16 protein-coding genes, 2 tRNA genes and 3 rRNA genes are annotated in these 23,463 nt (G+C 36.8%); 4 read left to right on the top strand and 17 right to left on the bottom strand.

Annotated elements, in window-relative coordinates:
- Positions 1-63: 63 nt before the first annotated feature.
- From CLU83_RS05370 to CLU83_RS05320, 11 genes are all read right to left on the bottom strand, one after another.
- Positions 64-1,581, bottom strand: a complete 1,518-nt coding sequence (locus CLU83_RS05370) for a PH domain-containing protein (RefSeq protein WP_100430659.1) — start codon at positions 1,579-1,581, stop codon at positions 64-66.
- Entirely contained in the window at positions 1,581-2,096 is a 516-nt protein-coding gene (locus CLU83_RS05365; protein WP_100430658.1) for a PH domain-containing protein, read from the bottom strand. The genes CLU83_RS05370 and CLU83_RS05365 overlap by 1 nt, the downstream gene beginning before the upstream one ends.
- A gap of 84 nt (positions 2,097-2,180) precedes the next feature.
- The gene (locus CLU83_RS05360) at positions 2,181-3,011 is read right to left on the bottom strand and encodes a 1,4-dihydroxy-2-naphthoyl-CoA synthase (protein WP_100430657.1); all 831 of its coding nucleotides are present in this window, start codon (positions 3,009-3,011) and stop codon (positions 2,181-2,183) included.
- A gap of 21 nt (positions 3,012-3,032) precedes the next feature.
- Positions 3,033-4,037 carry a transposase gene (locus CLU83_RS05355; protein WP_198512342.1) on the bottom strand — a complete coding sequence of 335 codons (1,005 nt, stop codon included), beginning with the start codon at positions 4,035-4,037 and terminating at the stop codon, positions 3,033-3,035.
- Positions 4,038-4,059: 22 nt separating this feature from the next.
- Positions 4,060-4,407 carry a transposase gene (locus tag CLU83_RS05350; protein ID WP_100429739.1) on the bottom strand — a complete coding sequence of 116 codons (348 nt, stop codon included), beginning with the start codon at positions 4,405-4,407 and terminating at the stop codon, positions 4,060-4,062.
- 175 nt (positions 4,408-4,582) lie between these two features.
- Positions 4,583-4,692 (bottom strand): 5S ribosomal RNA (gene rrf, locus CLU83_RS05345).
- Between the two features lie 184 nt (positions 4,693-4,876).
- Positions 4,877-7,760: ribosomal RNA gene (locus tag CLU83_RS05340) — 23S ribosomal RNA — on the bottom strand.
- Between the two features lie 206 nt (positions 7,761-7,966).
- Positions 7,967-8,040: transfer RNA gene (locus CLU83_RS05335), tRNA-Ala, on the bottom strand.
- A 135-nt stretch (positions 8,041-8,175) separates the two neighbouring features.
- Positions 8,176-8,252 (bottom strand) — tRNA-Ile (locus CLU83_RS05330).
- Between the two features lie 199 nt (positions 8,253-8,451).
- Positions 8,452-9,965 (bottom strand): 16S ribosomal RNA (locus CLU83_RS05325).
- Together the 16S, 23S and 5S rRNA genes with 2 tRNA genes alongside form the textbook arrangement of a ribosomal RNA operon.
- An 877-nt stretch (positions 9,966-10,842) precedes the next feature.
- On the bottom strand, positions 10,843-11,502 hold the full coding sequence (locus CLU83_RS05320; protein WP_232726987.1) for a DUF4294 domain-containing protein: 660 nt from the start codon (positions 11,500-11,502) through the stop codon (positions 10,843-10,845).
- 83 nt (positions 11,503-11,585) lie between these two features.
- On the opposite strand from CLU83_RS05320, the gene CLU83_RS05315 reads away from it, so the two are divergent.
- The 4 genes from CLU83_RS05315 (at position 11,586) to CLU83_RS05300 (ending at position 15,882) form a co-directional block, all read left to right on the top strand.
- Positions 11,586-12,674 carry a M42 family metallopeptidase gene (locus tag CLU83_RS05315; RefSeq protein WP_100430655.1) on the top strand — a complete coding sequence of 363 codons (1,089 nt, stop codon included), beginning with the start codon at positions 11,586-11,588 and terminating at the stop codon, positions 12,672-12,674.
- 182 nt (positions 12,675-12,856) lie between these two features.
- A complete protein-coding gene (locus tag CLU83_RS05310; RefSeq protein ID WP_100430654.1) occupies positions 12,857-14,209 on the top strand; it encodes a cytochrome ubiquinol oxidase subunit I in 1,353 nt (450 codons plus the stop codon).
- 11 nt (positions 14,210-14,220) lie between these two features.
- Positions 14,221-15,258: a cytochrome d ubiquinol oxidase subunit II gene (gene cydB / locus CLU83_RS05305; RefSeq protein WP_100430653.1), complete on the top strand. Its 1,038-nt coding sequence runs from the start codon at positions 14,221-14,223 to the stop codon at positions 15,256-15,258.
- Between the two features lie 27 nt (positions 15,259-15,285).
- Positions 15,286-15,882 carry a DUF2238 domain-containing protein gene (locus tag CLU83_RS05300; protein WP_100430652.1) on the top strand — a complete coding sequence of 199 codons (597 nt, stop codon included), beginning with the start codon at positions 15,286-15,288 and terminating at the stop codon, positions 15,880-15,882.
- A gap of 72 nt (positions 15,883-15,954) precedes the next feature.
- On the opposite strand, the gene CLU83_RS05295 is transcribed toward CLU83_RS05300, so the two are convergent.
- The 6 genes from CLU83_RS05295 to ilvB form a co-directional block, all read right to left on the bottom strand.
- On the bottom strand, positions 15,955-16,491 hold the full coding sequence (locus CLU83_RS05295; protein ID WP_100430651.1) for a hypothetical protein: 537 nt from the start codon (positions 16,489-16,491) through the stop codon (positions 15,955-15,957).
- Positions 16,492-16,573: 82 nt separating this feature from the next.
- Positions 16,574-16,951, bottom strand: a complete 378-nt coding sequence (locus tag CLU83_RS05290) for an ankyrin repeat domain-containing protein (protein WP_100430650.1) — start codon at positions 16,949-16,951, stop codon at positions 16,574-16,576.
- Positions 16,952-17,290: 339 nt separating this feature from the next.
- Positions 17,291-19,201, bottom strand: coding sequence for an acetate--CoA ligase (acs, locus tag CLU83_RS05285; RefSeq protein ID WP_100430649.1), 1,911 nt, complete (start codon positions 19,199-19,201; stop codon positions 17,291-17,293).
- A gap of 404 nt (positions 19,202-19,605) precedes the next feature.
- Entirely contained in the window at positions 19,606-21,078 is a 1,473-nt protein-coding gene (ilvC, locus tag CLU83_RS05280) for a ketol-acid reductoisomerase (protein WP_100430648.1), read from the bottom strand.
- An 86-nt stretch (positions 21,079-21,164) separates the two neighbouring features.
- Entirely contained in the window at positions 21,165-21,686 is a 522-nt protein-coding gene (gene ilvN, locus CLU83_RS05275; RefSeq protein ID WP_100430647.1) for an acetolactate synthase small subunit, read from the bottom strand.
- Between the two features lie 5 nt (positions 21,687-21,691).
- Complete coding sequence (gene ilvB, locus CLU83_RS05270) at positions 21,692-23,389, bottom strand: biosynthetic-type acetolactate synthase large subunit (RefSeq protein WP_100430646.1); 1,698 nt, start codon at positions 23,387-23,389, stop codon at positions 21,692-21,694.
- Positions 23,390-23,463: the final 74 nt, after the last annotated feature.

The following is a 23,463-nucleotide window of genomic DNA, read 5'->3' as shown; positions in this document are numbered from 1 at the left end:
TGTTTAAACAATTTATCTATTCCATCTTAAATTCTCTAATATCTATTTTCTAACTTATTCCCTTTACATCCAATTACTATCCGAAGTTTCCATTTCGTACAGCCAAAGATTGGCATATTGTTTTATGGCTGTAAAATTACCTAATTGAAAACTAATATTACCCCCAGCGGTATGTAAAGTTAAGGAACCAATATTGATATTTTTGTGCCAAAAAAGCTGTGAAGTTGTAATGGCCTGAATTTTACTGGGTATGATAATTTTATTTGTAATATCCCAAGCGCCATTTTGCAAAATGATAAAATCATCATTTATATAAAGCCTATTGTTCTTAAATATAAAAAACTGAATTACCCCGACAAATACCACAAAGAACAATACTAAGTAATCAACCAAAGGTAATTGCTCTATTATTAAATCTCTCACAAAATAAAAACCCAACAAAGGCAATCCGATTGTTAGAAAAACGGAAAAACCAAGCTTTCTGAAATTAGGTTTTAACATTACTCCTTTTTCAGGAATCTTTTGAAATAGCAGATTCAAAATTGCCTCTTTCTCAAAGTCATTACAACCTGGAATTTCTATAGCTAACTTATGATCTTCTTTTTCTCCTCCCGATGCTTGTGTAATTTTAAGCCCCAAAACATTCATTTTCTTCTGAAAGAAATTCTGAGTTACACTTGTAATTTGAACTTTTTCGGGTTTTAAAATTGTGCTTTTAGTATTTAATAATCCATAAGAAAGCAACAAAGAATTATTATGTCTGGCAATTTTATAGTCAAAATACTTAAAAATTGTTTTAACTAAATTTACAATGATTACAACTGAAAAGAAAATAATGAATAGTATTAAAGAAGTTTTTAGAACATTGCTTTTATCTACATAATCTTCAATTTTTTCATCATGTAAAACATCTCTACCGGTAAGTTGTTTGATTTGGTCAAAAAGAGTAATAAAAAACGCCAGTATTATGAAAAAGCTTTTTATATAATTTGAAGTGATTCCAATTTTTAATAAGCTCAAAAAACTGATTTTTATAAACGGAATTTCTGCATCAGTGCTTATTTCATTTAAAATAGCAGCTGAAGAATCAATTTCAAGACCTTCTATTAGAATTTTGTTTTCATTTACCAATAAACGCGATTTCAGATCCAATGCCAAATCATGGGAAATCGCTTTGATATTTCCTTCTTTTTTGTTGGAGCCTGCTGTATCAACAGCTAATTCATAAACACCTGCCAATCTCTGAATTAATGATTGATTGATATTAACTTGTTGAATTTTATTAAGCTGTATGGCTGTTTTTGTTTTATTAAAAACACCCTCAGTTATAATAAACTCATCATTCTCTTGGTCTATATAAAAAGTAAAATTCAAATATTTCAGATAGGAAATAATTCCAACTACAGCAAAAATTACAATTATTCCTGCCAATAAATAAACTTTATTGATTTCATTAAATTTAAAAATCCATATCACTAAAATTGGCCATAATGCTTTGGCATATCCTTGAAGAGAATACAAAAACACAACAAGAATCCCAATAATGGATTGTCTCTGAGGCTGATTAAAATCGGCTTCCATTATAACTGTTTTTGAATTTTCCCCATCAAAAGCTGCTTGATATTCTCGGCCTGTTCTTTGGCTATTCCAGGAATCTGAATATCGCTGGAACTGCCTCCAGCGGTAAAAATTTCAATTTTGGCCAAACCAAAAAACCTTGACACTAATCCTTCATGTAGCGCAACATGCTGCACTCTATTATAAGGAATTACAAGTGTATTTGTAGCGATTATTCCGTGCCTGAACAAAACATCATGAGTACGAAATGCAAACCCTTTTTTTCTAAAACTTATTCTTGAAAAAAGTAATACTAACAGCAACAAAACTACATAAGCAATACTTAGTTCTGTAATAAATGGAGAAAGATCTTCATTAAAATATAAAGCAAAACCTAATCCAATACCTATCAATAAAAAAAATATAGCCAACCCTATCAATATTACCTTCCAATAATCCGGATGTAGTACAGAAAATTGTACTTCTTCAAATTTCGGAAGTTGCGTAGTATCGATAGTTTCGTTTGTAAATTCTTCCATTTATAAATTTTGTTTCAGTTATAATTTCTAAAACTTAAAACCTTAACTTTTAAACAATTCAAATTCTTAAAGCTTCAAACTCTTTTATGGCAACCATTTTTTTTCAAAATTTGGTTTGCGCTTTTCAAGAAAAGCATTTCTCCCTTCTTTAGCTTCTTCTGTCATGTAAGCCAACCTTGTTGCTTCCCCAGCAAATACCTGCTGTCCAACCATGCCATCATCGGTAAGATTCATCGCAAATTTAAGCATTTTAATTGCCATAGGAGATTTGCCCAAAACTTCTTGAGCCCATTGATAAGCAGTATCCTCTAACTCAGCATGAGGAATAACCGCATTGACCATGCCCATTTCAAAAGCATCTTGTGCAGAATAATTACGGCCTAAAAAGAAAATTTCACGAGCTTTTTTCTGTCCAACCATTTTGGCAAGATATGCAGAACCGTAGCCACCGTCAAAACTAGTAACATCCGCATCCGTTTGTTTAAAAATCGCATGTTCTTTACTCGCCAAAGTCATATCGCACACTACATGCAGACTATGACCACCACCAACAGCCCAACCTGGAACTACTGCAATAACTACTTTGGGCATAAAACGAATCAAACGTTGCACTTCAAGAATATTCAAACGATGTTGTCCATCATCTCCAACATACCCTTGATGACCACGGGCATTTTGATCTCCACCACTACAAAAAGAATAAACGCCATCCTTAGATGAAGGTCCTTCAGCAGAAAGCAAAACAACTCCTATTGAAGTATCTTCCTGCGCATCATAAAAAGCCTGATATAATTCAGAAGTGGTCTTAGGTCTGAAAGCATTTCGCACATCTGGTCTGTTAAATGCTATTCTGGCAACGCCATTACATTTTTTATATGTTATATCTTCAAATTCTTTGGCAGTAATCCAATCCATTCTATTTGCTATTAAATTATTTTAGTGTAAAAATAAGGCATTTTTTTGGATCAGGAGCAAAAGTTGGGGAGGAAATGTTAAAAGATTGGATAATCTGAATAAGAAGAAATCTATATTTCTCACTCCTCTAAACTGACTTCTAAAAGCTTTTATTTTTGCATTGAAAGATTCGGCAGAAGCATTTGTGCTTCTATTGTCAAAATAGTTTAAAATTGACTGGTAGTTAAAAGTTATAGTATTGAGCAGAATATTAAAGTTTTTAAAGCCTGATTCCTCTACATTTCTATACCAATGCGCCAGTTTGGTCATGGCAATGTGTTTGTCATTGTTGTTATTGTAAATCCCTCGAAGTTGTTGATTTAGATTATATGCTGTCTTTATATCGGGGTATAATTCAAATAACATTTGAGCCCTTTCTTTTTGATTTTCAGTCCATTTTTCGCGAGATTTATAGAGTAGATACCTGCTTCTGGCCAAAAGTTGTTTTAGAGAATCTCCATTAGGCAAGAGCTCTGGGATATATGTTTTATTCTCTCTTTTTGCCTGCAATATCAATTGATTCTCAAAATCCATAGCTTCCCATCGATGCTTGATTCTAATCTCTTGTAAAGCTTCCAATGCTAATTTTTGAACATGAAACCTATCGGTCACTTGTATTGCTTTTGGAAAGCATCTCTTAGAGATTAGTTTCATGGAATTAGCCATGTCAAGTGTTATCTCTTTGACACAGCTCCTCTTCTTATAATCAATCTTACTGATGTGTTCTATAACCTGATCAGCCTTGGTTCCAGCAACAATAGCAACTAATGAACCTTTTTTGCCTTTGAATTTCTTGTTGGTTACAATAGTATAAAGTTCACCCTGAGATAAAGCTACTTCGTCAATTGATAAATGAGTACCTATATTTTCAGGATAAACAATCCATTGATGTGCATGTTCTCGTGGATCCCAAGTATTAAAGGAACTCAAGTGCTTTTTGTATTGTCTTTGGAGCTTCTTTCCGTTTACTCCGAAAAAACCTCCAATGGTATGACAATCGGTAGCGCTGTTATCTATTAATTTCTTTTAAAAAAGCCGCAAACTCTTGAGTCATGCGGGTTCCTTTGGCAACTAAATTCCAATCTCTTTTAATAATTTCTCCTGTGGTTTTATTAGTCCAGCGACGTCTTTTGATATGCAAATACACAAACTTACCTCTTAGAGGAAAATCCTGAATAGTGATCTCATCCAAAAAGCCCTTTGATACCAGTTCAAATGTATTAAACTCTTGTGGAGGCTTAATTTTTTCCTCAAAATACAAGTGTAATATTTCTTCTGTATTAGTAGTAGAAACCACTTCAAAGTGGTCTACTAAAAAATCAGGCAGCATCAATTTTAAAAGGTCAATAGGAGTCATCTCAAATTATAAGATTACAAAGTTCTTATTTTATTTTAACATTTCCTCCCCAGGTTTTGTTCTTGATCCAGTTTTTTAGTTTAGAGAAGCGAGAAAGATACATTTTTAGATCAGAAACAAAACAATGGTATAAACCAAAAAACCCTGTTTCGGTATGAAACAGGGTTTTAATAAAGAAAGGCAGCGACATACTCTCCCACATAACTGCAGTACCATCTGCGCAGGCGGGCTTAACTACTCTGTTCGGGATGGGAAGAGGTGAGCCCCGCCGCAATAACCACCTTAAGGCCGTTAGTTGCTTTGGACAACTTTTTAATTAATAATTAGCTACGCTCAGTTCGGCTTTCGCCTCGTGTGATCATTAACCATTAATAATTAAAATAATATCTTAACATACTGAGATAAAGAATATAAAAAGTGTATTAGAAAGTTCCGTCCCCCCTCCTTTGGAGGGGAAGGGGGAGGTGGCGTACATAAGCTTACGGATTATTAGTACTACTCGACTATGACATTACTGCCTTTACATCTATAGCCTATCAACGTGGTCATCTCCCACGATCCTTAAAAGAAATCTCATCTTGTGGTGGGTTTCGCGCTTATATGCTTTCAGCGCTTATCCCTTCCCAACGTAGCTACTCTGCGGTGCCCCTGGCGGGACAACAGATACACTAGAGGTTAGTCCAATTCGGTCCTCTCGTACTAGAATCAGATCCACTCAAATTTCTTGCGCCCACAGTAGATAGAGACCGAACTGTCTCACGACGTTCTGAACCCAGCTCGCGTGCCACTTTAATGGGCGAACAGCCCAACCCTTGGGACCTTCTCCAGCCCCAGGATGTGACGAGCCGACATCGAGGTGCCAAACCCCCCCGTCGATATGAGCTCTTGGGGGAGATCAGCCTGTTATCCCCGGCGTACCTTTTATCCTTTGAGCGATGGCCCTTCCATGCGGAACCACCGGATCACTATGCTCTACTTTCGTACCTGATCGACCTGTATGTCTCTCAGTCAAGCTCCCTTATGCCATTGCACTCTACGCACGGTTACCAAGCGTACTGAGGGAACCTTTAGAAGCCTCCGTTACTCTTTTGGAGGCGACCACCCCAGTCAAACTACCCACCAAGCAATGTCCCCCGCTTAAGCGGGGTTAGGCCTCAGATAAACAAAGGGTTGTATTTCAACAATGACTCCACAACGCCTGGCGACGCCGCTTCAAAGTCTCCAACCTATCCTACACATCATTTATCCAAGGTCAATACTAAGCTATAGTAAAGGTGCACAGGGTCTTTTCGTCCCACTGCGGGTAAACGGCATCTTCACCGTTACTACAATTTCACCGAGCTCATGGCTGAGACAGTGTCCAGATCGTTACACCATTCGTGCAGGTCGGAACTTACCCGACAAGGAATTTCGCTACCTTAGGACCGTTATAGTTACGGCCGCCGTTTACTGGGGCTTCAATTCAATGCTTCTCCGAAGATAACATCTCCTCTTAACCTTCCAGCACCGGGCAGGTGTCAGGCCCTATACTTCATCTTACGATTTTGCAGAGCCCTGTGTTTTTGATAAACAGTCGCCTGGACCTCTTCACTGCGGCCCCCATTACTGGGGGCGACCCTTCTCCCGAAGTTACGGGTCTATTTTGCCTAATTCCTTAGCCATGAATCTCTCGAGCACCTTAGGATTCTCTCCTCGACTACCTGTGTCGGTTTGCGGTACGGGTACTAATTACCTGAAGTTTAGAGGTTTTTCTTGGAAGCCCTTAGGCGCACTATCTCTTTGTCCGAAGACTCCGAGTACTATCGTATTTCCCCAAAACCCGTGGATTTGCCTGCGGGTCTTATAGGTAGGTACTTCAACGAACTATTCCGTCAGTTCGCGGCGCTTTCATCACTCCGTCACCCCATCACAGTAATCAGTAGTACGGGAATATTAACCCGTTGGCCATCGACTGTCCCTTTCGGGTTCGCCTTAGGTCCCGACTAACCCACAGCTGATTAGCATAGCTGTGGAAACCTTAGTCTTTCGGTGTGCGGGTTTCTCGCCCGCATTATCGTTACTTATGCCTACATTTTCTTTTCCAGCCGGTCCAGCATACCTGACGATACACCTTCAACCCTGCTGGAATGCTCCCCTACCACTTGTATTTACATACAAATCCATAGCTTCGGTAATATGTTTATGCCCGATTATTATCCATGCTCGTCCGCTCGACTAGTGAGCTGTTACGCACTCTTTAAATGAATGGCTGCTTCCAAGCCAACATCCTAGCTGTCTGGGCAGACAAACCTCGTTCTTTCAACTTAACATATATTTGGGGACCTTAGCTGATGGTCTGGGTTCTTTCCCTCTCGGACTTGGACCTTAGCACCCAAGCCCTCACTGCTGTGAAACATTATATAGCATTCGGAGTTTGTCAGGAATTGGTAGGCGGTGAAGCCCCCGCATCCAATCAGTAGCTCTACCTCTATATAACTTATGCACAGCGCTGCACCTAAATGCATTTCGGGGAGTACGAGCTATTTCCGAGTTTGATTGGCCTTTCACCCCTACCCACAGGTCATCCGAAGACTTTTCAACGTCAACCGGTTCGGACCTCCACACTGTGTTACCAGCGCTTCATCCTGCCCATGGGTAGATCACACGGTTTCGCGTCTAACACTACTGACTAAAGCGCCCTATTCAGACTCGCTTTCGCTACGGATCCATGGCTTAACCATTTATCCTTGCCAGCAACGTTAACTCGTAGGCTCATTATGCAAAAGGCACGCCGTCACCCCACTAAAGGGCTCCGACCGCTTGTAAGCGTATGGTTTCAGGATCTATTTCACTCCGTTATTCACGGTTCTTTTCACCTTTCCCTCACGGTACTGGTTCACTATCGGTCTCTCAGGAGTATTTAGCCTTAGCGGATGGTCCCGCCAAATTCAGACAGGGTTTCACGTGCCCCGCCCTACTCAGGATACCACTATCTATTACACTTATTACTTATACGAGGCTATCACTCTCTATGGCTCTGCTTTCCAGCAGATTCTAATTCTTTGTGCATAAAATCTCGTGGTCCTACAACCCCAGCACTGCCGTAACAGCACTGGTTTGGGCTAATCCGCGTTCGCTCGCCACTACTTACGGAATCACTTTTGTTTTCTTCTCCTCCGCCTACTTAGATGTTTCAGTTCAGCGGGTTTGCCCACCTATCGGTGTGCTATGTCTTCAACATAGCGGGTTGCCCCATTCAGGTATTTACGGATCAATCGATGTGTGCTCGTCCCCGTAACTTTTCGCAGCTTATCACGCCTTTCATCGCCTCTGAGAGCCAAGGCATCCCCCATACGCCCTTATTTTGCTTATTGTACTTACAAAGTATTAAGATTTAAGTATTAAGTATCAAGATTACTCTTAATACTTGATACTACCGTCTTGATACTATCATGTTCTTTCTACTTTTTATTATTTCTTATCTCAATATGTCAATGAACTTTAATAAGTATCAAGATTTTTGTATTAAGCATTAAGATTTTGTCTTAATTCTTTGTACTATTATCTCTATACTTTCCTGTGGAGAATAACGGAGTCGAACCGTTGACCTCCTGCGTGCAAGGCAGGCGCTCTAGCCAGCTGAGCTAATCCCCCAATTTAATTATGAATTGTGAATTATGAATTATGAATTGTTGTAATTCGTAATCTTTCAACCCTAGAATTTCCTTTTAATCTGTTTCTATGAACGTTTTTGTCTTAATACTTAATTCTAAGTACTTAATACTTTTTTGGTTGTCTCGGACAGACTCGAACTGTCGACCCCTACATTATCAGTGTAGTACTCTAACCAGCTGAGCTACGAGACACTCTTAAAATTGTTTTGAATTTTGAATTTTTTTATTTTAAATGCCTTTACGTCATTTATAATTTATAATTCATCATTTAAAATAATTTATTTTCTTTTTTTTAAATTAACAGCAAGAGTAATATAATCTTATTATCTGTAACCAATAGTCAGATCGTCTTCTTTCCTTAGCGTGCATATAGCTAACACTAAAGCTCTAGAAAGGAGGTGTTCCAGCCGCACCTTCCGGTACGGCTACCTTGTTACGACTTAGCCCTAGTTACCAGTTTTACCCTAGGCAGCTCCTTGCGGTCACCGACTTCAGGCACCCCCAGCTTCCATGGCTTGACGGGCGGTGTGTACAAGGCCCGGGAACGTATTCACCGGATCATGGCTGATATCCGATTACTAGCGATTCCAGCTTCACGGAGTCGAGTTGCAGACTCCGATCCGAACTGTGACCGGTTTTGTAGATTCGCTCCTGGTCGCCCAGTGGCTGCTCTCTGTACCGGCCATTGTAGCACGTGTGTAGCCCAAGGCGTAAGGGCCGTGATGATTTGACGTCATCCCCACCTTCCTCACAGTTTGCACTGGCAGTCTCGTTAGAGTTCCCGACATGACTCGCTGGCAACTAACAACAGGGGTTGCGCTCGTTATAGGACTTAACCTGACACCTCACGGCACGAGCTGACGACAACCATGCAGCACCTTGTAAATTGTCTTGCGAAAAAACTGTTTCCAGTCCGGTCAATCTACATTTAAGCCTTGGTAAGGTTCCTCGCGTATCATCGAATTAAACCACATGCTCCACCGCTTGTGCGGGCCCCCGTCAATTCCTTTGAGTTTCATTCTTGCGAACGTACTCCCCAGGTGGGATACTTATCACTTTCGCTTAGCCACTGAGATCGCTCCCAACAGCTAGTATCCATCGTTTACGGCGTGGACTACCAGGGTATCTAATCCTGTTCGCTACCCACGCTTTCGTCCATCAGCGTCAATCAATTAGTAGTAACCTGCCTTCGCAATTGGTATTCCATGTAATCTCTAAGCATTTCACCGCTACACTACATATTCTAGTTACTTCCTAATAATTCAAGTCTGGCAGTATCAATGGCCGTTCCACCGTTGAGCGATGGGCTTTCACCACTGACTTACCAAACCGCCTACGGACCCTTTAAACCCAATGATTCCGGATAACGCTTGGATCCTCCGTATTACCGCGGCTGCTGGCACGGAGTTAGCCGATCCTTATTCTCACAGTACCGTCAAGACATTACACGTAATGTTGTTTCTTCCTGTGCAAAAGCAGTTTACAATCCATAGGACCGTCATCCTGCACGCGGCATGGCTGGATCAGGCTTGCGCCCATTGTCCAATATTCCTCACTGCTGCCTCCCGTAGGAGTCTGGTCCGTGTCTCAGTACCAGTGTGGGGGATCTCCCTCTCAGGACCCCTACCCATCGTAGCCATGGTAAGCCGTTACCTTACCATCTAGCTAATGGGACGCATGCTCATCTTTTGCCGTTGTGACTTTAATTATATCTCGATGCCGAGTCATAATACTATGAGGTATTAATCCAAATTTCTCTGGGCTATCCCTCTGCAAAAGGTAGATTGCATACGCGTTACGCACCCGTGCGCCGGTCTCTGCTCCCGAAGAAGCATACCCCTCGACTTGCATGTGTTAAGCCTGCCGCTAGCGTTCATCCTGAGCCAGGATCAAACTCTTCATCGTATATTGTGCGCTTAATAAATTAAGCTGTTTTATGCGACTCAAATTCTAGTGGTCTTTTCTCAAATCTTCCGATTCTATTACTCTTATTTCTTTTGTTCTGATCTTTCGACCAAAACGGCTGTCAATTCAATATGTCTAGGAACGTTGTCTTCTCTTTTTTTGTTAAGATTCACAACAGTGAATCTCTACGCTTTTCGCCTTTCGTTTGTTTCTCAAAGCGGGTGCAAAAGTAGCAATTTATTTCTAACTGGCAAGAATTTTTTGAAGTTTTTTTGGAAAAATTTATTTTCCCTTTCTTCTCTTTTTCTCATCAGTATTTCAAATAACTTTGCCCATTTAGCGGGGTGCAAAAGTAACATCCGTTTTTAAATCTCACAAGCTTTTTTTAATCTTTTTTGAAAATAAATTTTCGTTTCGATTTAGTGGGCTTGTCAGGATTTCTATGAACGTCCGCGTTGTTGCGGGTGCAAAAGTAGATAGTTTATTCGTTTAAACAATAGCTTTTCTTAACTATTTTTTGTTTATTTTTTAATGTATTGGTTTGTCGTTCGTTACAATACCCGATTTTGCAGAGTTTTTAATTTGGAGGGGCTTTTTCTGGGCTATTTATCGGTTTTGGCAAGTTTTTGGAGGTCTGTTTGTCAATTCTGCACGGTTTATACTGCTGAAAAACCTATACATATATATAATAACAAATCTCCCTTATAAAAACCTGATGCCATAGCCCTGATAGAAGTGGAAATCCTTGCGGACCGGGTTCGGTCCACAAGATTGAAGCGAATAGCAGGAAATAGCTACTAACTATACTGTAAAAGCGAAAAAGAGAAACAATCATCTTAATAATTATCCCTCTCCTATATACATTAAACAATATGCTTTATTTTTTAATCCAAGCATCGTCTAGCTTATCATAATCTATTGGCTTTGCAGCGTCTTGTTTTCTAAGCCTACCTGATTCGAAGCCCCTGACCAATATTGTTTCAATTAAATAATCTTCATTAACCTCAAAAGGCTGGTATTTCATTTTTAAATCAATATTAAACATACTGGCAGTTGTGTTGGACCAAAATGCTTTCCATCCGCTTTTAAGATTCCGAATTAGTTCGTACGTTGTGGTTCCTGTCTGCCTGTCTATTAATTTGACTAAGATTTGCCCCTGTTTTTTGGAAAGCTTTTTTAATCGGGCTTCAAACTCATCGCTTAAATAATCTTCAACTATTTTGAAATATCTTTTTTTATCTCTGTTATTAGTAAACTTTTCCATGCCTCTATTTAAAGAAGTCAATCTTTCGGCAGCGATTCTAGCATAAGGATACGTCGCATAAACCCTTCTCTGCAGTAATAAAAACTGTTTTTTATCCTCATCGCTCATTTTGTGAGTTTCAATTACTAATTCAGGAAGCACTATAGTGTCACCAAATATACTATCGGCCTCTGTAAGCACATAACCCATAGGAACATTGTCTTTTTTAGGTTCCTGGGCATGAACAGATAGTGATGTTAAAAAACAGAAAAATAAAATTCTATAAAGCTTCATGGGGAAATATTTTTAACACAAAATTATACATTAAATATAGAACTATAAAGACAAATTTTTAATTTAGCGAAAAAATATTTTATATGAGTACTGAATCAATATTGAATGCATCATCATTAACTTTTTTAGAGGAATATTTAAATAACGCCTCTCCTACCGGCTTTGAAAGCGAAGGACAAAAAATATGGATGAATTACTTAAAACCTTATGTAGATACATTTATTACCGACACTTACGGGACTGTTGTTGGAGTCATTAATCCTGATGCTTCATACAAAGTAGTAATAGAAGGTCATGCTGATGAAATTGCATGGTATGTAAACTATATCACTGAGGACGGATTAGTATATGTTATTAGAAATGGTGGCTCTGACCATCAAATTGCTCCATCGAAGCGTGTAAACATTCACACTAAAAACGGCATTGTAAAAGGCGTTTTTGGATGGCCAGCTATACATACCCGAAACAGAGACAAGGAAGAAAATCCTAAAATCAGCAATATATTTATTGATTTGGGATGCGAAACCAAAGAGCAGGTAGAAAAAATGGGAGTTCATGTGGGCTGTGTCATTACGTATCCTGACGAATTCATGATTATGAACGAGAATAAATTCGTTTGCCGTGCCATAGATAACAGAATGGGCGGATTTATGATTGCGGAAGTTGCCCGCTTATTGCACGAAAACAACATCAAACTGCCTTTTGGTTTATACATTACAAATGCAGTTCAAGAAGAAGTTGGTTTAAGAGGAGCAGAAATGATTACGCAAACCATAAAACCAAATGTGGCTATTGTGACCGATGTATGTCATGACTCAACAACTCCAATGATTGATAAAAAAATTGAAGGAGAAACTAAAATTGGTAAAGGTCCTGTTGTGACTTATGCTCCGGCGGTTCAAAATAATTTGAGAGAATTAATTCTGGATACTGCTGTGGAGAAAAACATTCCTTTTCAGCGCTTGGCTTCTTCAAGAGTTACGGGTACAGATACCGATGCGTTTGCCTACAGTAATGGCGGTGTAGCTTCGGCATTGATTTCGCTTCCATTACGATACATGCACACTACCGTTGAAATGGTACATCGTGATGATGTCGAAAACGTGATTAAACTGATCTATGAAACGTTGCTGAAGATAGAAAACAATGAAACTTTTTCCTATTTCAAATAAAAACGAAAGCATCATTTTATAATGGTGCTTTTTTTTATAGAACTAAAATTCCATTCGTTCGTTTTCAAAACAGATAAGTATCAAAGTATTACAGAAATCATCGATGAAATTATTTTATAACACCTCATTAATCATGTTTCTGCCGTAAATTTACACATATTCTTAAATAAAATATTTTCATCATGGATGTTGAAATACTCGCCCGAATACAGTTTGCTTTTACTATAGCCTTTCATTACATCTATCCACCATTAAGTATAGGCATTGGTTTGATAATGGTAATCATGGAAGGACTTTACCTTAAAACAGGCAATAAAGATTACGAAATTTTGACTCGTTTTTGGATTAAAATATTTGCCTTGACCTTTGGGATAGGTGTTGCCACCGGAATTATAATGGAATTTGAATTTGGAACCAATTGGGCTGTGTATTCGCGTTATGTAGGAGATATTTTTGGAAGTGCATTAGCTGCAGAAGGACTATTTGCCTTTGGTTTAGAGAGTACTTTTCTTGGAGTATTACTTTTTGGATGGAATCGGGTGAAACCTTGGGTGCATTTTGTATCCACGTTAGGAGTATTTTTAGGATCTATGTTCTCAGCTGTTTGGATTGTGGTTGCTAATTCTTGGCAGCAAACACCAGCAGGATATCATATTGTTGGCACAGGACTAAATGCTCGTGCCGAAGTAACCGATTTTTGGGCAATGGTTTTCAATCCCTCAAGTGTTGATCGAATAATTCATACTTGGCAGGGCGCTATTTTAGCTGGAGCTTTTTTAGTTTTAAGTGTACATGCCTATTACATTAGAAAAGGACGTTATGTTGAAATATCTAAAAAAGCGTTCAAAATTTCTTTGGTCGTTGCTACTATTTTTTCACTTACCCAATTAATTTCAGGTCATAGCACAGCTGATGGAGTTGCTGTAAATCAACCAGCAAAACTGGCAACAATGGAAGGTCATTTTGAAAAAGACAAACCTGCCGATTTATATCTTCTAGGTTGGGTCGATAAACAAAATCAAAAAGTTACCGGAATTGGAATCCCAGGCGGGCTTTCTTTCTTGGTACATCAAGATTTTAATACTCCTATAAAAGGATTAAATAATTTCCCAGTTGAAGACAGGCCGAGCCAGATAAATGCTGTTTTTCAGTTTTATCATATCATGGTTGCTATTGGGATGGCATTAATAGGACTAACATTATACGCGATTTTTTTATGGTGGCGAGGAAAGCTATTTGAAACCAAATGGCTCATGTGGATTTTCTCCTTTGCTGTCATATTGCCTCAAATAGCCAATCAAGTAGGATGGTTTACTGCCGAAATGGGAAGACAGCCTTGGGTTGTTTATGGACAGTTACGAACTAGCGATGCTTTTTCCCAAGAAGTTGCTTCCAATCAAATCGTATTTTCATTGGTTATGTTTACTGTGGTGTATTCGTTGTTGCTAGCGTTATTTTTATATACTGTCAATAAAAAAATAAAACATGGTCCTTATGATGAAGCTGAAACAACTGTAACTTTCAAATCCTTTTAATTTTTTATAGTATGGAAACTTTTTTAGGAATTGATTATCCAACATTGTGGTATTTAGTAATCGGTTTATTATTCTCTGGTTATGCGATTTTAGAAGGCTTTGATTTTGGTGCTGGTGCTTGGCATTTATTTTTAAGAAAGGATTTAAGCCGAAGAATTGCAATAAACGCAATTGCTCCCGTTTGGGATGCCAATCAGGTTTGGCTGATCATTGGCGGTGGTGCATTATTTGCCGGTTTTCCGGTAATGTACGCAACGATGCTATCAGCGATGTACGTTCCTTTTATGCTGTTTTTAATGCTGAATGTACTTAGAGCAGCTGCAATTAAATTCCGAAGTGTTGAAGAAATGGTGTGGTGGAGAAAAAGCTGGGACTTTATTTATAGTATTTCCAGTATTTCAATTGCTTTTTTACTTGGTGTTGTTTTAGCTAATATTTTACAGGGTTTTGCTTTAGGGCCTAACTTTAGTTATCAGGGCGGCATGTTTTTTTCATTCTTAAATCCGTATGCCATAATGGTTGGTTTTACAACATTATCTATTTTCATGACACAAGGAGCTATTTACCTTTTATTAAAAACAGAAGGCAGATTACACGCCCGACTAACTTTTTTACTTAAAAATGGAATGATTTTTTTTATTATCAGCTTCGGAATTACCACACTTTATACATTGATTTTTATTCCAGAAGTTACCGCAAATTTCAGAGCCAATCCGATTTATTTTATTGTTCCTATAATTTCTTTTTTGGCTGTAGCCAATGTACCAAGATTAGTTTCAAAAAAACAATACATGCTGGCATTGATATTTTCTTCTTTAACAATGGCTTTTTTACTGATTTTAGTAGCTTTACAATTATATCCGACGCTTTTAATTTCTACAATTGACCCAAAGTTTAGTGTTACTATTTACAATGCTGCTTCTTCACAAAAATCATTAGGGATAATGCTGACAATAGTCGCAATAGGCGCACCTCTTTTAGCTGCTTATTTTTTCTTTTTGTACAGAACTTTCAATGGAAAAGTGAAACTGGATGACACCAGTTATTAAAAAAACCCAATCCCCTAAAATCAAGAAATGAAATACATTCATAAATTATTAGCAATATTTATACTAACCTTAATTTGGTCAATTATAAATCCGAAAGAAGTTTTTACTTGTTTTCTGGAAATTATTCCAGCTATAATTGGGATTATAATCTTGACTTTGACTTTCAAAAAATTCAGATTTACCAATTTTACATATACTTTGATTTTAATTCATTGCATTATTCTCTTCATTGGCGGGCATTACACTTATGCCGAAGTTCCCTTTTTTGATTATATAAAAGAAGCATTTCATCAAAGCCGGAATAATTATGACAAAGTTGGCCATTTTGCACAAGGCTTCGTTCCAGCAATGATTATTCGTGAACTGTTTATTCGAAAAAAAGTAATTGCGAACCAGAGTTTTTTCAATTTCATAATTGCATCCATTTGTTTGGCAATTAGTGCAGCTTATGAATGGATTGAATGGTTTGTTTCTATCGCCACAGGAGATGGCGGTGATGCCTTTTTAGGAACACAAGGATATGTTTGGGATACTCAGTCGGATATGCTGTTCGCAACTATTGGAGCTATTACAGCTTTATTACTGTTTTCAAAAACACAGGACAAACAGCTCATAAAGATATAATTGAAAAAAAAGCCTCATTATACTTTTCATAATGGTGTTCTTTCAAAAGTCCCGTAAAGCTTATCTAAAAAATTAATTCATTCCAATGAATTTTTTAGAATTGAATGTATTTGTCATGATAGAGTTACTGTCATTTTTTTTAAAATCTAACGGGCTTACCTCATTACTACTATTACTTTCTATGATCAATTCCAGTTCTGCTATTTCATCTTCTATTGTTCTTTCAGAATAAAGAGGATGCGTCTCATTCGAAACATTGCTTTCAATAGTTAGTTCAGATTGAGCTATTATTTCTTTCATTGATTCTTCATAAGCCATAAATTCTGAATTATTAAGAACTCTAGTTTCAACAATTTTATCTCCTTCTTCAATAATCTCTTTTACTGTTTTACGGCTAAAAGCAATAACTGTTTCTGGATTGAATACTTCTGCTTCTTCTGCTAAAGAAGGTTTTGCAAATTTTGCAGTCCCATCATTTTGTATTTCGGTTTCACTTGACAAAATGGTATTTTGAAACAAATTGTACTGAAAACTTAAACTGTTTTTTGCATTACAAATATTTGAAAATGAAACTAATGCAATTCCTAAGATTAAAACTGAATTTTTCATGATTATATTTTTTGATTGATTTTTGATTAATTTTTTAAAATGAGACTTCATCATATATGAAGTCTCATTTTGAATTTTGATATTATTTTTTCAAAAGCTGAATAGCTTCATTTGCATTAGACAATTCTGCATACTTTAATGCAGTAAATCCATTTTCATCTTTTTTATTAACATTTGCTCCTTTAGACAATAAATATTTGATAATTTCTACCTTATTGTAACGTGCCGCAATCATTAACGGAGTCATGCCGTTTGATAATTCATTTATATCTGCACCGTATTCAACAAACTTTTTAACAGTTTCCAGATCTCCTTTGCTGATAGCAAATCCTAATGGTGTTACTGTTTCATTAAATTCAACTCCGTGAGAAGTATTTGAAAATGTATTCACATTTGTGGCTAAAGAAACATTTGCGAAAGCTACTAAAGCTACTCCTAAATAAATGATTGATTTTTTCATAATAATTGATTTTTAATTGATGATTGATTAATTAAACTTGGATCATATAATAATATCCTATGCAAATATATGTCTTAAAAAAGGTATCATGCATCACATAGTACTTAATTTTAACATTAAATTAACTTTTTCGATTGTTTTATAAAAAAAACGAATAGCAAATTATTTAATAGAAGTATCATACAAGAACATTTATACAAATCTGATAATCAATAGACTTTAATTCAGATATAATGTTACACGATTAGTCAAGAATTAACATTTTCTTTACTTGGAGGAGCAAAAAAAAACTGCTTCAAAATTTGAAGCAGTTTCTGTAGAACCTTAACTTTTATAGTGTTACACTATTTTACCTTTTACAATTTCATCCACAATTTCAGGATTTAACAGCGTGGTAATATCTCCAAAATTTGAATAATCACCTTCAGCTATCTTACGCAATATACGACGCATAATTTTCCCTGATCTTGTTTTTGGTAATCCAGTCACAAACTGAATTTTGTCAAGTTTGGCAATTGGTCCAATGTGATCAGCCACATGCTGGTTGATCTCTTTGATCAAGTTGTCTCTATCTCTATATTCACCTGATTCTTTTAAGATAACATAACCATATAATGCATTTCCTTTAATATCATGTGGGAAACCAACAATTGCTGACTCTGCAACAGCGGGATGTTCATTAATTGCATCCTCAATTGGAGCCGTACCTAAATTATGCCCCGATACAATCACTACATCATCAACGCGTCCAGTTATTCTGTAATAGCCTACCTCGTCACGTAATGCACCGTCTCCTGTGAAATACTTCCCTGGAAAAGCTGAAAAATAAGTATCTTTATATCTTTGGTGATCTCCCCAAATGGTTCTGGCAATACCTGGCCATGGAAATTTGATACATAAACTGCCATCAACTTGATTTCCTTCTATTTCATTGCGCTTATCATCCATTAAAACAGGCTGAATACCTGGCAATGGTAATGTAGCATAAGTTGGTTTTGTTGGAGTTGTAAATGCTAATGGCGCAATCATAATTCCCCCCGTCTCTGTTTGCCACCAAGTATCAACTACCGGGCAACGTTTTCCTCCTACGTGGTCATTATACCAGTGCCAAGCTTCCTCATTAATTGGTTCTCCAACTGAACCAATTACTTTCAATGATTTTAAAGGAAATTTTTGTACATAAGATAAATTCTCTTTTGCCAATGCACGTATGGCTGTTGGCGCTGTATAAAATTGAGTTACTTTATGCTTCTCAATAGTTTCCCAAAAACGGCTAAAATCCGGATAAGAAGGAATTCCTTCATAGATTACAGTAGTTGCTCCATTTAATAATGGGCCGTATAATATATAAGAATGTCCAGTAATCCATCCAATATCTGCTGTACACCAAAATATATCGTTCTCTTCATAATTGAAAACATTCTTAAAAGTATAGGCTGTATAAACCATGTATCCGGCCGTTGTATGAACCATACCCTTAGGTTTACCAGTAGATCCCGAAGTATATAGTATAAATAACGGATCTTCGGCATCCATAATCTCGGCAACACTATTGTTAATTGCGTTTTCAAGAAGCGGCGCCAACCATTGGTCACGACCAGCTTTCATTTGAATATCAGCATTTGTTCTTTTAGCAACTAAAACAGAAGTGACACTTGGACAATTTTGCAAAGCCTCATCAATTATCACTTTTAAATCAATCGTTTTATTACCTCGGTAACCACCATCAGAAGTAATTACCATTTTACATTGGCTGTCGTTTATTCTTGAAGCAACTGCCGATGCAGAAAAACCTGCAAAAATAACAGAATGTATCGCTCCAATCCTAGCACAAGCCAAAATAGCAATTGCCAATTCTGGTATCATTGGCAAATAAATGCAAACACGATCACCTTTAGTAATTCCTTGTTCTCTTAAAACATTGGCCATTTTAGAAACACGCTCATAAAGCTCATTATAGCTTATGTGCAAAGCTTCTTCAGAAGGATCATTTGGCTCAAAAATTATTGCAGTTTTTTCACCTTTCTTAGCCAAGTGTCTGTCGATACAGTTCTTAGTAATGTTAACTTTTGCATCAACAAACCATTTTACTTCGGCATCAGCCATATTAAAATCGACAACTTTGTCCCAGTATTGATACCATGTGAAATTCTCTTCAGCAATTTTTCCCCAAAATTTCCGAGGCTCACGTATCGATTTATTATAATGTTTAAAGTATTGTTCTAGACTATCAATTTTAAAATAACTCATCTTTTTTAATTTTTTATAAAAGTATTAAATCTCTTCGGTTTTCAAAACTTTTAATTTGTAAAATAATAATAAAAAATTGCTCTTCTATAATTTTTAATGATTTTTTCATAACATTTTAGATTTTTTACTCAATTTAAAACAAGAAAAGGGCATAGTAGTAACTAAAACGCCCTTTCATTAACAAATATTTAACAATAATTTTTATTCTTCTTAAGAAACAAAACACCTAGGGATTACTTCACTTAACTTACAGGTTATTCGAAGTTAAGTGAATGTAATTATGCATAAATATCTTTTTCAATTGTCCAATAAGTGCTTACTAATTCAAAATATTTAAACCTTTGTGATATTATGCAAATCCCTGCACACCCTCATGTGTGATAATTCCTGATTTTTTATTTTTATTATACGATTTTTTTCATTGCAGTCATAGACTCTCTCAACCAAGCTCCCACTTCTTCAACAGGGTGATTTCTGATAATTGAATTAACTTCAATTAACTCTTTATTATCTACTCCGTTGCTTCCGTCGTTAAATGGACGACCTACCAAATTGCTTGGTGCATTTTTCACATACTCAGCGATTAATGGCTTACATGCATGATCAAATAAATAGCATCCGTATTCAGCAGTATCAGAAATTACACGGTTCATTTCGAATAATTTCTTTCTCGCAATTGTGTTAGCAATTAGCGGAGTTTCGTGTAATGATTCATAATATGCCGATTCTTCAATAATTCCAGAATCTGTCATTGCTTCGAAAGCTAATTCAACACCCGCTTTTACCATTGCAACCATTAATACACCATTATCGTAGTATTCTTGCTCAGAAATTTCAACATTCCCAGCAGGTGTTTTTTCGAAATTCGTATTTCCTGTAGCTTCTCTCCAAGCCAATAAATTTTTATCATCATTAGCCCAGTCTTCCATCATTGTTTTAGAAAAGTGACCAGAGATAATATCATCCATGTGCTTTTGGAATAATGGACGCATAATGTCTTTTAACTCTTCAGCAGCATTGAATGCAGCAATTTTAGCTGGATTAGACAATCTGTCCATCATGTTTGTGATTCCACCGTATTTTAATCCTTCGGTGATAGTTTCCCATCCGTATTGGATTAATTTAGAAGCATATCCTGCATCTATACCTTCAGCAACCATTTTGTCAAAACATAAGATTGATCCAGTCTGCAATAAACCGCAAAGAATAGTCTGCTCGCCCATTAAATCAGATTTAACTTCGGCAACGAAAGAAGATCTTAAAACTCCTGCTCTATTTCCTCCTGTAGCAACTGCATAAGCTTTTGCCTGATCCAAACCTAAACCATTAGGGTCATTTTCTGGGTGAACCGCGATAAGAGTTGGTACACCAAAACCTCTTTTATATTCTTCACGAACTTCAGATCCAGGACATTTAGGAGCACACATAATAACAGTTATGTCTTTACGGATCTGCATTCCTTCTTCAACAATATTAAATCCATGTGAATAAGCCAAAGTAGCCCCTTGTTTCATTAATGGCATAATAGCTGTAACTACTGCCGTGTGCTGTTTATCTGGTGTAAGATTACAAACTAAATCAGCTGTCGGGATTAATTCCTCATAAGTTCCCACTTTGAAACCATTATCAGTAGCATTTTTAAAAGAAGCTCTTTTCTCTGCAATAGCATCAGCACGTAACGCATAAGAAATATCTAAACCTGAATCTCTCATGTTTAAGCCTTGGTTCAAACCTTGAGCTCCACAACCAACTATGACTACTTTTTTTCCTGCTAATGCATCTATTCCATTTGCAAATTCTGATTGATCCATGAATTCGCAAACTCCTAATTGTTCTAATTGTAATCTAAGTGGTAATGAATTGAAATAATTTGCCATTTTTTTTAATATTTAATGAATGTAAAATTTAATAATTGAAAATTGTAATCTGCATTTCGCTTTGTTCTATTGCAGATAGTTTTTTTTTATTTAAATGCTTCCAGTATTGCTGAAATTTCCATTTTTTCTTTTGAAATTGAGATTCTTCCGGAACGAACAAACTGCATGATTCCAAAAGGTTTCAGTTTTGCATATAATTCTTCAATTTCTGAACGCTTGCCGGATTTTGAAATCACAAAAAACTCTCTTGATACCGTAACAATTTCAGATTTACTATCTTTTATGATATTCTGAATCTGTCTTTCGTCAAAAAGCAGACTGGAAGCTATTTTGAAAATTGCGCTTTCCAAAAAGATAGTCTCTTCATCAACATGATAAAAAGCTTTGATGACTTCAATTTGTTTTTCTATTTGCCCAACAATGTTTTGCACCCATTTTTCAGTGGTGTTTACAACAATTACAAATCTCGAAACATTTTCAATTTCAGATTCTGAAACATTTAGGCTCAATATGTTTATATGGCGTTTTAAGAAGATACCTGATATCCTATTTAATAAGCCAACGTTATTTTCTGAATAAACAGAAATGGTGAACATTTTATTTTCCATAATTTTTAGCTTAATCTCATATCAGAAACCGAAGCTCCTGTTGGAATCATTGGGAATACGTTGTTTTCTTTTTCTACCATAACTTCTAAGAAATAAGAATCTTTAGAAGCCATCATTTCGGCGACAGCACCATCCAAATCTTCTCTATTAATTACTTTTTTAGACTTGATATGATATCCTTCTGCAATAGCAATAAAGTTTGGATTAATCATTTTGGTTGATGCATAACGATTATCAAAAAATAATTCCTGCCATTGGCGAACCATTCCCAAAAATTCATTATTCATCACCACAATTTTTACAGGAACTTGTGATTGAAAAATAGTTCCTAACTCCTGAATGTTCATTTGAAAACCGCCATCACCAATAATAGCAACAACTTCACGATCCGGTCTTCCCATTTTGGCACCAATAGCGGCAGGCAAAGCAAAGCCCATGGTTCCCAAACCTCCAGAAGTAACATTACTTTTAGTCGAATTGAATTTAGCATAACGACAGGCAAACATTTGATGCTGTCCTACATCCGATACTATAATTGCGTCTCCTTTTGAATGTTTATTAATCATTTCCATAGTTTCACCCATCGAAATTCCTTTTCCATTCGTTGGAGCTAATTCTTCATTGATAACTGCATCTAATTCAATCTTATATTTTTCTTTGAATTCATTATGCCAAGATTCATGTGATTTCTTGTCAATTAATGGAATCAAAGCAGTCAATGCTTCTTTCACATCGGCCAAAACTGCAATTTCGGTCTTTACATTTTTATCAACTTCTGCTGGATCAATTTCGAAATGAATTACTTTGGCTTGTTTAGCATAAGTTGCTAAGTTTCCAGTAACGCGGTCATCAAAACGCATTCCTAAAGCAATTAAAACATCACATTCATTAGTCAAAAGATTCGGGCCATAATTACCGTGCATCCCCACCATACCTACATTTAAAGGATGATCTGTTGGCAAAGCTGAAAGTCCTAAAATAGTCCAAGCTGCAGGAATCCCTGATTTTTCAACCAATCTTTTCAATTGCTCTTCTGCTTGACTTAATATGATGCCTTGACCAAAAATAATATATGGTTTTTTGGCATTATTAATTATATCTGCTGCATCTTGTACTTTTTTAAGATCTAAGACAGGTCTTGGATGATAACTTCTAATACCAGTACATTTTTCATAACTAAAATCCAATTCATCAAATTGAGCATTTTTTGTTATATCAATCAAAACTGGACCTGGACGGCCTGATCTGGCGATATAAAAAGCTCTTGCGATAATTTCTGGAATCTCGTGAGCCTCTGTAATTTGATAATTCCATTTGGTAACCGGAGTTGAAATTCCAATAATATCCGTTTCCTGAAAAGCATCGGAGCCCAATAAATGTTTACCAACTTGACCTGTAATACACACTAAAGGTGTAGAATCAATTTGAGCATCGGCAATACCAGTTACTAAATTAGTTGCTCCTGGTCCTGAAGTTGCAATTGCAACACCTACTTTACCCGTAGCTCTTGCAAAACCCTGTGCAGCATGAGCCGCACCTTGTTCGTGACGCACCAAAACATGGTGCAGTTGATCTTGAAATTTATATAATTCATCGTAAACCGGCATAATAGCTCCACCCGGATAACCATAAACCAAGTCAACTCCTTCTGCCAATAAACATCTGATAACGGCTTCTGCCCCTGATATTTTATTATTTTCCATTTTATATTTTTTTAGCTTTTTGCAAATTTTTATTTTGCCATAGCTTTATATCTATTTTCTGCCCACCAAAGTGG

Origin of the sequence: Flavobacterium sp. 1 (assembly GCF_002797935.1) — a bacterium.
Taxonomy (GTDB): domain Bacteria; phylum Bacteroidota; class Bacteroidia; order Flavobacteriales; family Flavobacteriaceae; genus Flavobacterium.
Note: the sequence above shows the minus strand (reverse complement) of the source record. Positions and strands in the feature narration are given on the sequence as shown.

What these genes read in the sequence shown, in the direction of transcription:
- CLU83_RS05370 (WP_100430659.1), bottom strand. Translation starts at nt 1,581, where the DNA reads ATGGAAGCCGATTTTAATCAGCCTCAGAGACAATCCATTATTGGGATT.
- CLU83_RS05365 (WP_100430658.1), bottom strand. Translation starts at nt 2,096, where the DNA reads ATGGAAGAATTTACAAACGAAACTATCGATACTACGCAACTTCCGAAA.
- CLU83_RS05360 (WP_100430657.1), bottom strand. Translation starts at nt 3,011, where the DNA reads ATGGATTGGATTACTGCCAAAGAATTTGAAGATATAACATATAAAAAA.
- CLU83_RS05350 (WP_100429739.1), bottom strand. Translation starts at nt 4,407, where the DNA reads ATGACTCCTATTGACCTTTTAAAATTGATGCTGCCTGATTTTTTAGTA.
- CLU83_RS05320 (WP_232726987.1), bottom strand. Translation starts at nt 11,502, where the DNA reads ATGAAGCTTTATAGAATTTTATTTTTCTGTTTTTTAACATCACTATCT.
- CLU83_RS05315 (WP_100430655.1), top strand. Translation starts at nt 11,586, where the DNA reads ATGAGTACTGAATCAATATTGAATGCATCATCATTAACTTTTTTAGAG.
- CLU83_RS05310 (WP_100430654.1), top strand. Translation starts at nt 12,857, where the DNA reads ATGGATGTTGAAATACTCGCCCGAATACAGTTTGCTTTTACTATAGCC.
- cydB (WP_100430653.1), top strand. Translation starts at nt 14,221, where the DNA reads ATGGAAACTTTTTTAGGAATTGATTATCCAACATTGTGGTATTTAGTA.
- CLU83_RS05300 (WP_100430652.1), top strand. Translation starts at nt 15,286, where the DNA reads ATGAAATACATTCATAAATTATTAGCAATATTTATACTAACCTTAATT.
- CLU83_RS05295 (WP_100430651.1), bottom strand. Translation starts at nt 16,491, where the DNA reads ATGAAAAATTCAGTTTTAATCTTAGGAATTGCATTAGTTTCATTTTCA.
- CLU83_RS05290 (WP_100430650.1), bottom strand. Translation starts at nt 16,951, where the DNA reads ATGAAAAAATCAATCATTTATTTAGGAGTAGCTTTAGTAGCTTTCGCA.
- acs (WP_100430649.1), bottom strand. Translation starts at nt 19,201, where the DNA reads ATGAGTTATTTTAAAATTGATAGTCTAGAACAATACTTTAAACATTAT.
- ilvC (WP_100430648.1), bottom strand. Translation starts at nt 21,078, where the DNA reads ATGGCAAATTATTTCAATTCATTACCACTTAGATTACAATTAGAACAA.
- ilvN (WP_100430647.1), bottom strand. Translation starts at nt 21,686, where the DNA reads ATGGAAAATAAAATGTTCACCATTTCTGTTTATTCAGAAAATAACGTT.
- ilvB (WP_100430646.1), bottom strand. Translation starts at nt 23,389, where the DNA reads ATGGAAAATAATAAAATATCAGGGGCAGAAGCCGTTATCAGATGTTTA.